9 protein-coding genes are annotated in these 11,225 nt (G+C 70.8%); 6 read left to right on the forward strand and 3 right to left on the reverse strand.

The window, feature by feature from the left end:
* Position 1 precedes the first annotated feature (1 nt).
* From IE262_RS19705 to IE262_RS19730, 6 genes are all read left to right on the forward strand, one after another.
* Complete coding sequence (locus IE262_RS19705) at positions 2–1,276, forward strand: cytochrome P450 family protein (RefSeq protein ID WP_189875210.1); 1,275 nt, start codon at positions 2–4, stop codon at positions 1,274–1,276.
* A gap of 161 nt (positions 1,277–1,437) precedes the next feature.
* Positions 1,438–2,520 carry a polyprenyl synthetase family protein gene (locus IE262_RS19710; RefSeq protein ID WP_189875211.1) on the forward strand — a complete coding sequence of 361 codons (1,083 nt, stop codon included), beginning with the start codon at positions 1,438–1,440 and terminating at the stop codon, positions 2,518–2,520.
* Positions 2,521–2,566: 46 nt separating this feature from the next.
* Entirely contained in the window at positions 2,567–4,183 is a 1,617-nt protein-coding gene (locus tag IE262_RS19715) for a prenyltransferase/squalene oxidase repeat-containing protein (protein ID WP_189875213.1), read from the forward strand.
* On the forward strand, positions 4,180–5,541 hold the full coding sequence (locus tag IE262_RS19720) for a cytochrome P450 (protein ID WP_166681486.1): 1,362 nt from the start codon (positions 4,180–4,182) through the stop codon (positions 5,539–5,541). Before IE262_RS19715 ends, IE262_RS19720 begins: the two co-directional genes overlap by 4 nt.
* Entirely contained in the window at positions 5,538–6,500 is a 963-nt protein-coding gene (locus IE262_RS19725; RefSeq protein WP_189875215.1) for a terpene synthase family protein, read from the forward strand. Before IE262_RS19720 ends, IE262_RS19725 begins: the two co-directional genes overlap by 4 nt.
* A gap of 118 nt (positions 6,501–6,618) precedes the next feature.
* A complete protein-coding gene (locus IE262_RS19730; protein WP_189875217.1) occupies positions 6,619–6,966 on the forward strand; it encodes a hypothetical protein in 348 nt (115 codons plus the stop codon).
* A 186-nt stretch (positions 6,967–7,152) separates the two neighbouring features.
* Here the strand turns inward: IE262_RS19730 and IE262_RS19735 are convergent, their stop codons facing one another.
* The 3 genes from IE262_RS19735 to IE262_RS19745 all read right to left on the reverse strand — a co-directional run bounded on the left by IE262_RS19735 (position 7,153) and on the right by IE262_RS19745 (position 11,112).
* Positions 7,153–7,383 (reverse strand): hypothetical protein, encoded by a 231-nt coding sequence (locus tag IE262_RS19735; RefSeq protein WP_134028083.1) that lies wholly within the window; start codon positions 7,381–7,383, stop codon positions 7,153–7,155.
* A gap of 369 nt (positions 7,384–7,752) precedes the next feature.
* A complete protein-coding gene (locus IE262_RS19740; RefSeq protein WP_189875219.1) occupies positions 7,753–8,478 on the reverse strand; it encodes a class I SAM-dependent methyltransferase in 726 nt (241 codons plus the stop codon).
* A gap of 150 nt (positions 8,479–8,628) precedes the next feature.
* Positions 8,629–11,112, reverse strand: a complete 2,484-nt coding sequence (locus IE262_RS19745) for an ATP-binding SpoIIE family protein phosphatase (protein WP_189875221.1) — start codon at positions 11,110–11,112, stop codon at positions 8,629–8,631.
* Positions 11,113–11,225 lie beyond the last annotated feature (113 nt).

The following is an 11,225-nucleotide window of genomic DNA, read 5'->3' on the forward strand; positions in this document are numbered from 1 at the left end:
CGTGACCGCTGTGCCCCTGCACGGGCCCGAGCACGCGGCCAACCCCCAGCGAAGCTACGAACTGCTGCGGCTTCAGGGACCGGTCGGCCTCGCGGAGGTCGCACCTGGTGTCGTTGTCCATCTGGTGACCGACTACCGGGCGGCGCTCGACCTCCTGCAGGACACCGACACCTGGACCAAGGACACCCGGAGCTGGCTGCCGCAGGTTCCCGAGAACAGCCCGATCAGACCGTTGGTGGAGTGGCGGCCGAGCCTCTTCTTCGCGGACGGTGAAGAGCACGCGCATCTGCGCAAGGTGATCACTGACAGCTTCGGCCTGCTCGATCCGTACGATGTCCGCGTTCTGACGTTCCGTCATGCCGACCGTCTTCTCCAGGATTTCGCCGCCGACGGAACGGTCGACCTCGTCAGCCAGTACGCACAGCAGCTGCCCCTGATGGTGTTCAACGCACTGTTCGGCATGGGGGACGAATACGGTCCCCAGCTGGTGCGGGCTCTCTCCGCGATGATGGACACCGATCCGGAGAAGAAGGCAGAAGGCGCCCAGTCGTTCGGCGCGTACCTGCAGACCCTGTATCAGACCAAGGCCGCACAGCGCGGCCACGACCTGACCTCCTGGTTCATCGACCACCCCAACGGGCTGAGCCAGGAAGAGGCGATCAACCAGATCCTCATCACCCTGGGCGCGGGGAACGAGCCGACGGCCAACCTCATCGCGAACACCTGCGTCCGGATGCTGAGCGACGACCGGTACTACGGCACGCTCACCACCGGAAGTCTGCCCATCCAGCACGCCATCGACGACGCTCTGTGGAACGACTCGCCGCTGGCCAACTACAGCTTCCACTTCCCCAAGGAGGACATCACCTTTCACGGCAAACGCATTCCCGCCGGCTCCCCGGTCATGGTCTCGTACGCCGCCGCCAACACCTGCCCGCACGCCGGGGTGCCGTCCGACGGCTACCGCTCGGGAACCAAGGCGCACCTGGCCTTCGCCGCCGGCCCCCACACCTGTCCGGCCCGCGACCTCGCCCTGCTGATCGCGACCGCCGCGATCGAGAGACTCGCCAGCTACCTGCCGGACATCGAACTCGCCGTCTCCCCGGATCAGCTGACCTACCGCGACGGAGCCATCCACCGGACACTCACCTCACTGCCCGCCCGGTTCACTCCGCTGACCCCCGACGCCAACGGCGCCACCCCCTGGAGCCGGAACTCCGCCGACCCCAAGACGGACACGGGGCCTCCTCAACAGCAGGCAACCGCGAGTCGGTGACCTCTTCCTAACCTGCTCTCCTCACCGCGTCGCGGTGGTGCCACCCGGCGGTACGACGGCACCACCGCGACACTCGCGGGATAAAGCGCTGCCTCCGGCCCCATCCCTCTGCCCGAACGGAATCGCACCAACGGTTCTTGACCGAAAGGGGATCACCACCGATGACGGACACACTTCCCGGCACCGACCTGCCGGGCCTCTCCTCCGTACGACACAAGGTGGGCGCGGCTCTCACTGGATTCCTGGATGCCAAGGACCAAGCCGCGCCGGGAACCGAACTCCGTTACCTGACCACGACCTTGCGCGGGCTTCTCTCCAGCGGGAAACGGCTTCGAGCCGTGTTGTGCGTGTACGGATGGCAGGCCGCCGGAGCCACCGGAGAGATAACGCCCGCCATACGCGCGGCGGCCAGCCTCGAACTCTTCCAGGCGTTCGCCCTGGTGCACGACGACGTGATGGACGACAGCGATGTCCGCCGCGGCCGGCCGTCCGCCCACCGCGCGCTCGCCGCCGCGTACACCGACAGCGGCGGTCCGCACGGCCGCGCCGAGGCACACGGTATGGGTGCGGCTGTGCTGCTCGGGGACCTGGCACTGGTGTGGTCCGACGAACTCCTCCACACCGCGAGCCCCACCCCCAGCCGGCTCGCCACGGTGCTCCCCCTGGTGGCCGAGATGCGCAGCGAAATCATGTACGGCCAGCTCCTGGACCTCCAGACCACCGGCCGACTGACCGGTGACGTCGAAACAGCACTGCGCGTCATCCGGTACAAGACCGCCAAGTACACCGTTGAACGCCCCCTTCACATCGGGGCGGCCCTGGCCGGAGCCGCCCCGCCCGTGCTCGACGCGTGCACCGCCTTCGGTATCCCACTAGGAGAAGCGTTTCAGCTGCGCGACGACCTGCTCGGCGTGTTCGGCGATCCCGCCCGGACCGGCAAGTCGGTTCTGGACGACCTTCGCGAGGGCAAGGCCACCGTGCTGATGGCTCTGGCGGTCCAACGCGCGTCCCCCACCGAACTCAGCACCTTGCGCAGGCTCGTCGGCCGAAGCGACCTGACCGAGGACCAGGCCTCCCACGTCCGCGAGATCCTGGACGCGACCGGCGCCAGGCAGACAGTGGAAGAAATGATCACCACACGCCGGGACGCCGCCCTCACCGCTCTGGACGAGGCTCCCTTCGCCGAAGCAGCCACCGCCCGACTGCGCGAGATCGCCCTGACCGCCACGGAGCGGCAGGCGTGACCGCCCGCCCGTACACCCGTCACCGGACCCGTGAGGTGGAGAGCACATGAGCGGAACGGCCGTGAGCACAACCTACGCCGACCAGGCCGCACGCCTGGTGGCCAAGACCGATCAGGACCCGTGGGGCAGCGTCCGCCCCTCCCTGTACGAGACCGCCCGGGTCATATCGACGGCCCCCTGGCTGCCCGGGGAGCCGCGCCGTGTCGCATATCTGCTGCAGGAGCAGGCGCCCGACGGCAGTTGGGGCGAAGGACCTGAACCCTACCGGCTTCTGCCGACGCTCAGCGCGGTGGAAGCGGCGCTCGCGGTCCTGCGGCGAGGCTCCACGTCCGCGGAGATCACCCGACGGCTCGCGACCGCGGTGGACAGGGGCCTGGCCGCGCTACGCGCGTTGCCCTCGGCAGGACCGTGGCCCGACACCGCCGCGGCCGAAATCCTTGTCCCCAGCCTCATCGCGAGGATCCACGAGCAGGTGGCCCTCACCGCCGAGGACGACATACCGGGCCTCGAAGGATGGCGCCCGGGGCCCGGCCCCACGGTCCCCCGAGGCTATGACCGGGCCGCACCCGCGTACGTGGCGAAGCGGTGCGCCTCGGCGGGCAGCCTCCCCGTCAAGCTTCACCACACGTTCGAAGGCGTGGCCGGGTACCTGCCTCAGTCGCTCATACCCGACGGGCAGGACCTGCTGGGCAGTTCTCCGGCCGCCACCGCCGCGCGAGCCGCATGGGCATCGCCGGCCCTCACGGCGGGAGCCGTGGCGGCCCTCGAACCCGTGGCGCGGCGCTACTCGGGTCTGTTCCCCGAGGCGGCCCCGATTCTCGTCTTCGAGCGGCTGTGGGTCGCCGCCGCGCTGGCGCGCGTCCACCTGCCGGCCGCTGCCCTGCCCACCGTCCGGCGGTGGACCACCGACATCTACGACCCTCAGGGAGTACGCGGCGCGCCCGGCCTCATGGCAGACGCCGACGACACCGCCATGGCCGTGCTGGTGGCCTCGCTCGTCGGCCTGCCGTACACCCCTGAGCCGCTCGACCTGTTCCACAACGGCAGCCACTACGACTGTTACATCGGCGAGGACACCGGATCGATCACCGCGAACGCCCACGCTCTCCAAGCGCTGGGCAGCTATCTGAGCCGTCACCCCGAAGCACAGCACACCTACGGCCCTCGCACGGAGAAACTGCGCGACTGGCTCATCAGCCGGCAGCAGCCCGAAGGGCCATGGCCCGACAAATGGCATGCCTCCCCCTATTACGCCACCATGCGGTGCGTGACCGCGCTCGCGCGGTACGGCGAAGACCACGCGTCCACGGCCGTCCGAGCGGCCGCCGCCTGGACGGTGGAAACCCAGCACGACGACGGTTCATGGGGCATATGGGGCGGCACCGTCGAAGAGACCGCGTATGCCGCACAGATCCTGCTGTCCACCGCCGCCCCCACGCGGCAGCCACAGCACGCTCGCGCACTGGAGCGTGCCGAGGCCTACTTGAACGCCGCAGCGGGCCGGGGCCACCGCCACCCGGCCCTGTGGCACGACAAAACCCTGTACGCACCCGACGCGATGATCGAAGCGGAAGTGCTCGCGGTACGGGAGGCACTGCGGACACGCCACGGCGTCGACCGGGCAGGGACCACACAGACAGCCGCGGAAAGGACCGAAGCGTGACGGCCAGCATGAACGTTCCGCCGATCGCCCCCGGGAAGCTGCCGCTCATCGGGCACGCCGTGCCCCTGATCAGGGACCGTCTGGCGTTCATCCAACGCCTGCGCACCTACGGCCCCATCGTCCGCGTCACCGTCGGCCCGAAGACCCTGACCGTGGTCAACTCGCCCGAGCTGATGCACCGGATGCTCACCAGCCAGGCCGACCAGTTCACCAAAGGGCTGCTCTTCGAAAAGCTCAAGCTCTTCGGCAAGGACGCCCTGCCGGTCGCGGAAGGCAAACCGCACCTGCGCCGGCGCCGCATGATGCAGCCGGCCTTCCACCGCGAGCAGATCGCCGGCTACGTCACCACCATGCGCGACACCGTCGAGCCGTACATCACGAGTTGGCACGACGGAACCCCGCTGGATCTGAAGACCGAGATGCAGCTGATGACCCAGGGCGTCGTCATGGCCGCCCTGTTCTCCTCGTCCCCCGAGCGCGAACCCGCCCACACGATCCTCGACAGCGTCGACACCGTCTTCAGGACCGCCATTCAGCGTGCCCTGATGCCCGTCTCGGCGCTGGAACGGCTCCCCCTCCGGCGCAACCGAAGGGCCAAGGCCGCCGGCACCGCGCTGCGCAGCGCGGTCGCCGACATCATCGCCGAACACCGCACGCATCCCGGCGCGTACGACGACATCGTGTCGCTGCTCCTGACCGCCCGGGACGAAACCGGAGCGCCACTGCCCGACGACGAGATCCTGTCCGAGGTCACCGGACTGCTCGCCGCGGGCTCCGAGACGACCGCGGTCGTCCTCGCCTGGCTGTTCCACGAACTGGGCCGCAACCCGGACCTGGAGCGCCAACTGCACGAGGAAGTCGACCCGGTGCTCGCCGAAGGCCCGCTCACCGTCGACAAGATTCCCCGCCTGCCCTTCACCCGCCGGCTCGTCAGCGAGACACTGCGCCTCTACAGCCCCGCGTGGCTCGTGACCCGGCGGACCATCGCGCCCGTGACACTCGGCGAGTTCACCCTGCCCGCCGGGGAAGACGTGATCTGGAGCGCGTACGCACTGCACCGGGACCCCGGTCTCTATCCCGATCCGCTGCGCTTCGACCCCGACCGCTGGCTGCCCGAGCGTCCCCAGCCGCCCAAGGGGGCCTTCATCCCCTTCGGTTCCGGCAAACGGATGTGCATGGGGGACGCGTTCGCCTGGACCGAGGCGACCCTCATCACCGCGATGGTCGCGTCCCGCTGGCGGCTGCGGCCGGTCCCCGGCTCCACCGTACGGCCGGTCGGCGCGATCACCACGCACCCCTCGTCCCTCCGCATGGTCCCCGAGGCCAGGCAGCACGCCCTCACGGGGAAGGCCCGATGACCGACACGACCCGCACGATCCCCCGCGTCCTGCCCATGCCCGACCTGCGGGACTCCTTCCCCGGGCCCTTCCCGGCCAGCCCCTACGCCGACGACATCGAGCAGCACGCCGCCCGGTGGCTGCACACCTTCCCACTCGTCACCTCACCACGCGCACGGAGCGCCCTGTCCAACATCACGGGCCAGGGCATGGCCCGCACCTTCCCGACGGCCGACCTGGACGACCTTCTGCTCTGCGCCGACCTGTTCCTGTGGCTCACCGCGTTCGACGACGCGCACGGTGAGGCCACAGGAGCCCGCGACCCGGCCCGTCTGGTCCGGCAGATCAGTGAGAGCGTCCACCTCCTGGCAGGCCACGAGGAGCCGCCGGCCGGGCCCGGCGTCTTCGGTGCCGCGCTGCACGATCTCCTGGCCCGGCTCCGGCAACGGGCCACGCCCACGCAGTATCTGCGGATCACCGCACACCTGCGGGACAACCTCTTCGGCATCCTGTGGGAGGCGCATCACCTCGCCCGACCCGGCCACGTCACCTTGGCCGATTACCGTGCGATGCGCCCTCATACGGTCTTCGTGCGAACCCTCATGGCGACCGCGGACCTCATGCTCGGGTACGAACTCACCGAGCAGGAGAGGTCCTTGGCCTCGGTGCGGGAACTGGAGACGGCCGTCGCGGACCTCGCCGGCTGGATCAACGACCTCGCCTCGTACGCGAAGGAGACAGCTCATGAAGGGCCGGGCCAGCTCGGCCTTCCCACGCTGCTGATGCGAGAGCACACGTGTGACCTCGACGAAGCGTTCCGGCGGGCCTCTCGCATGTGCGAACAGCGAGCCACGGTGGCCAGTGCCCGAATCGCCGAACTGACTGCGCGTGAAGGGCCGCTCGCCGATCACGCGCGGGCCGCCAAGTCCATCGCGTCCTCGTACGCCTGGCACATCCATCACTCCCGCTACCAGATGTGAGCCTCAGGCCTCACGTCACGTGGCTGCCCGGCCCGGGGTACATCGGGGCGCCGGAAGCGCGTAGGTCCGGACAGGCCGGTACCGTTCCCGGCGATGCCGTTGTGCGGAAGGGGCGGGCATGGGACGCAGGTGGGGATGGCTGGGCATCGCCGTGGGCGCGGCCGCGGTGCTGGGGCTACTGGCGATACCCAACGACAGTGGGGGCAACGCGTACGGCGGCGCCCTGTGCGCGTCGGTGATGGGGGGTCCGGACGGTGATCAGCCCATCACCACGCTCGTGGACGGGGTCGACGAGGCGGACGCCAAGGAGGCCGTCCGCACCGCCCTGCTGGATTGCGAACGCCGACGCGGCAGCCGCCTCGGCTGGGCCCTGGCGGCGGCCACCCCCACGGCCATACTTCTCGGCGGCCTCCTGGCCACACTCCCGCCCCGGGGCCGCCGGGCGGCGGAGCCGCACTACCGCTGATCCACCAGACGCGACGACCAGGGCAGGGACGATCGCGAGGATGCCGAGTACCGCGAGGGCGGCGTCGAGAGCGTCCGTGCCAGGACGGAAACCGGCGCGGCGGCCCGGTGTCAGGGGCCGGCGCGGTACCACGGCCGCGGGCCCCGGATCGGTGATCCGGGGCCCGCGGGTGAGCATACGAGGTGGTCAGCCGGCGGTGGCGTGGACGCCCGCGCCGAGGCCCGCGGCGTGGACGCTCGCGCCGACGCCCGCGCCAACGCCCTCGGCCGAGGCGGCGGCCATGAGGCCGGCACCGACACCGGCGAGCGGCGTGTCGAGGAACAGGCCGCCGGAGGCGCCTGCCGCGAGGCCGCCGGAGACGTTGTCCAGGTCGGCGTCGGACATCTCGGCAGTGGCAACCTGGGAGGTGAGGTTCATAACGCGCGGTTCCCTTCGCATCAGCAATTCGGAATGGCGAGGTCCGCCCGGTTTCCCCGCCGGGCGGACCTCGTCATGCGCAGGATCAAAGCACGTCGGCGTAGGCGCGGCCAGCCGCTCGGAGCCTGATCAGGGCGCATCGCGAAAGCAGACGTCACGGGTGTGGCAGCGCGGTGACCGAAGGTACCGGCACCTTCACACGGCCTGCCGTCCCGCTGCACGCACGACTGTTGCCACGGGCTCCCGCGACGGTCACCGTCGCGGGAGAACCCCCGCGCGGCGGCCCAGTGGTGATGACTGTCCGGTTTCCTTACGACGTGCCGGTGAACGGTGTGCAGGTTTACCGGATGTTGCCGTTTCCCCGTTCCGTCACACCGCGCGCCCGGCCACCACCCACTTCGACGGCAGCTCGACACGGCTGCCGTCGGGTGCCTGCTCGGTGGTGAGCAGGGACAGCTCCCCGCCGGCGAGGAGGGTGAGTCCGGCCGCGTGGAGGTACTCGGGGACCGCCTCGTCGGCCACCTCACCCGGGGCGATGCCGTGCTTGAGGACGGGCGCCAGCTTGGACGGCGGTCCTTCGGTGCCCCGGGCCAGGCCCAGCAGCAACGGGCGGGCGGTTTCGGAGAGTTCGACGAGGAGGACCCGGCCGCGCTCGCCCACGAGGGTCGCGAGGCCGTCGGCGAGCGGCTGGCGGTCGTCGGGCTCGCACTGGTGCAGGACACCCCGCATGTAGACGTTGGCGTCGCCGAGTTCCGTGTGCAGCGCCTGGGTCTCCGCCTTCTCCACCGCGTCGAGCTGCCGGTACCCGGCCTGTCCCGCGGGATCGGCGCGCCGTGCGTGGTCGAGCGCGGCGGCCGATATGTCGGCGCCGACGACGTGCCGGAAGCGGGAGGCCAGGAACCGTGTCTGGGTGCCGTTACCGCAGCCGAGGTCCACCATGGGCAGTCCGGGGTCCACCAGGTGCGGCTCGAAGAGGGAGAGATGAACGCCCGCGGTCAGCGCGGGCTCCGCGTCCCAGAAGACGGCGCCCTGTTCCTCGGGGGCCTCGCCCCAGAAGCCCTCCCAGGCTTCCCTGTACCGACTCGTCACGCTCATGCCCACTCCCCGGATACGGCCGTGACCCACCCGAGGTGGCGGGCCAGATCGGGTGTATCGCGCCGGGAGTGATCCCACAAGCGCGCCGGCGCGTTTGTGGGATCACTCCCGGCGCGCCCCGCGCGGGTTCGGCGGCAGCGACGCCGGGTGTCAGCGGGAGCGGCGCGGCGGCGTCAGCTCGAACCACACCGTCTTGCCGGTGCTGGTCCGGCTGGTGCCCCACTCCCGGGCCAGTGTGCTGACCACGCGCATCCCGCGCCCGAACTCGTCGGTGCGGCCCGCGCTGAGCAGCGTCGGCAGGGTGGGGTCGTCGTCATCGACCTCGCACAGCAGCGTGTCGCCGCGGACCAGGCGCAGTGCGATCCGGCGGCCGTCGGCGTGCCGTACGGCGTTGGTGACCAGCTCGCTGACCAGCGTCTCGGCGGTGTCCACGAGTGTGTTCAGGCCCCAGACGTGGAGCTGTTCACGGACGGCGGCACGGGCCCTGCCGGCCTCGGCCGGGTCACGGGCGAGCCGCCACTCGGCGACGTCCTCGGGTTCGATGCCGTTGAGCCTGGCCATCAGCAGGGCCACGTCGTCCTTGCGGCCGCCGCGGGTGTTGAGGGCACGGATGATGGTGTCGCAGGCGTCGTCCATGGAGGCGGCCGGGTGGGCGGCGGACTCGCAGAGCGTGGCGAGGCCGACGCCGATGTCCTCGCCGCGCATCTCGACCAGGCCGTCGGTGCACATCACGAGGCGGTCTCCGGGTTCCACGCGCACGCGTATGGCCTCGAAGGGCACCCCGCCGACGCCGATGGGCGCACCCGTGGGCAGGTCGAGCAGTTCGCTGCTGCCGTCCTCGGCGCGGACCAGCACGGGTGGGATGTGGCCCGCGTTGGCGAGGTGCAGTTCGCTCGCGATCGGGTCGTAGACGGCGTACAGGCAGGTCGCGAGGTAGTGCTCGCCGAGGCGCTGGGCGAGGTCGTCGAGGTTGCGCAGGAGCTGTGCGGGCGGCAGGTCGAGTCCGGCCATCGTCTGGACGGCCGTGCGCAACTGGCCCATCATCGCCGCAGAGTTGAGGCCGTGTCCCATGACGTCGCCCACGACCAGCGCGGTGCGGGCGCCGGGCAGCTTCACCGAGTCGAACCAGTCACCGCCGACGCGCCCCAGCAACGTACCCGGCAGATAGCGGGTGGCGATGTCGCAGCCCGGCATGCGGGCCGCGATCTGCGGCAGCATGCTGTCCTGGAGTGTCTCGGCGACGTTCTCCTGGTACGTGTACATGCGCGCGTTGTCGAGGACGAGGCCCGCGCGGGCGGCGAGTTCGGCGCCGGTGACGCGGTCCATGTCGTTGAAGACGGGCCGCTCCGGGTGGCGCAGCAGGATCATGAAGCCGAGCACCACGTTGCGTGCTTTCAGGGGCACGACCAGCATGGAGCGGCCGGTGATCAGCGGCCGGATGTCGCGCTTTTCGAACTGCGCGGCGATCGCGTGCCCCATCTGCTCGCTGATGCGCGGCACGAGGACGGGCTCGCCGGTGGTCATGCACTGGAAGAACGGCGTGTGCGCGGGGAAGGGCATGGCCTCGCCGACCGGGACGACGTCGTCCCAGCGTCCCGGCTCGTCGGTGTGCTCCACGGCCACGCGGTGCCACATGGTGGTCGTGTCGGGCACGCCGTCGGGGAAACCCTCACCGGCCACGACCTGTTCGCGCAGATAGGTGCCCGCGACGTCGGTGAAGCGCGGTACGACGGCCCTGCTGACCTCGATGATGGTCCGGGAGAGGTCGAGGGAGGTGCCGATGCGTGAGCTGACCTCGTTGAGGAACTCCAGGCGCTCGCGCACGGCGGCGTACTCAAGGTCCTCGCCCTCGTCCTGGAGGTCTTCCGGTACGGGCATGCCGGCGGCCACGGCCCGTGCGGCCCGCTCGCGGCGCGCCTTGCGCTCGGCGCGGCGCGGGACGCCCCAGTCGGGGGTGACCGGCACCCGGTCGTTCTGGCTGAACTCCAGGACGGGATAGCCGAGTTCCAGGATCTGGGCGACGATGCGGGCGCTTTCGCCGACGCTCACGCTGGGCAGGATCTCGGGGAGCCTGCGGGCGAGTTCCTCGGCGCCGGGGAAGTCGGTGTGCAGGGCGAAGCCGGGGGCGATCCGCTCGACGGGGACTTCACCGTCCTCGCCTTCGAGCCGCGTCCCGTCCGCGTCGGCCGCGAGCACGAGCAGCCGTTCCCGCCCGGGTCCGACCAGCGGGTAGGCCCACCACAGGACGTCGACGCGGCCCCGGTCCCGCTCCGGAACCGTGAGCCGGGCGCGCCCGGCGGCGGGGTAGGAGAGCCGTCCGTCGAGGGACGACTCCAGGTCGTGGCCGAGTCCGTCGTACGCGGTGTACGACCCGTACACGGCGGACTCGTCGATCTCGTCGGTCTCGGGCAGCGCACCGGACACGGGGAGCAGGTCCACGGCGGGGCGGCCCACCGCGTCCTCCTTGGCGGCGCCGAACAGCCGCCGCGCGCCGGTGCTCCAGTGGGAGACGAGCCCCTCGCGGTCGACCACGACCACAGCCAGCGGGATGCGGCCGACGGTGACGTGCCCCGCCGTCTCGCCGCCTGAAGCCCCGCGGCTGGGAGGTGTGCCGCGCTCTCCGCCACGGTCCATGACCCAGGCCCTCTCTCCCCACGGCTCCGCAAGATCTGTGCCGCCGTCACTACCGTACGGCCACGTCCGGTCGCGATGTGTGGCAATACGTGAATTGGCCTCGGGGTCGCCTC

Source organism: Streptomyces bluensis (assembly GCF_014650715.1).
GTDB lineage: Bacteria > Actinomycetota > Actinomycetes > Streptomycetales > Streptomycetaceae > Streptomyces > Streptomyces bluensis.

Excerpts from the sequence above, each read along its gene's own strand:
- IE262_RS19735 (WP_134028083.1), bottom strand. The coding sequence starts at position 7,383 with ATGAACCTCACCTCCCAGGTTGCCACTGCCGAGATGTCCGACGCCGAC.
- IE262_RS19740 (WP_189875219.1), bottom strand. The coding sequence starts at position 8,478 with ATGAGCGTGACGAGTCGGTACAGGGAAGCCTGGGAGGGCTTCTGGGGC.
- IE262_RS19710 (WP_189875211.1), top strand. The coding sequence starts at position 1,438 with ATGACGGACACACTTCCCGGCACCGACCTGCCGGGCCTCTCCTCCGTA.
- IE262_RS19730 (WP_189875217.1), top strand. The coding sequence starts at position 6,619 with ATGGGACGCAGGTGGGGATGGCTGGGCATCGCCGTGGGCGCGGCCGCG.
- IE262_RS19715 (WP_189875213.1), top strand. The coding sequence starts at position 2,567 with ATGAGCGGAACGGCCGTGAGCACAACCTACGCCGACCAGGCCGCACGC.
- IE262_RS19725 (WP_189875215.1), top strand. The coding sequence starts at position 5,538 with ATGACCGACACGACCCGCACGATCCCCCGCGTCCTGCCCATGCCCGAC.
- IE262_RS19745 (WP_189875221.1), bottom strand. The coding sequence starts at position 11,112 with ATGGACCGTGGCGGAGAGCGCGGCACACCTCCCAGCCGCGGGGCTTCA.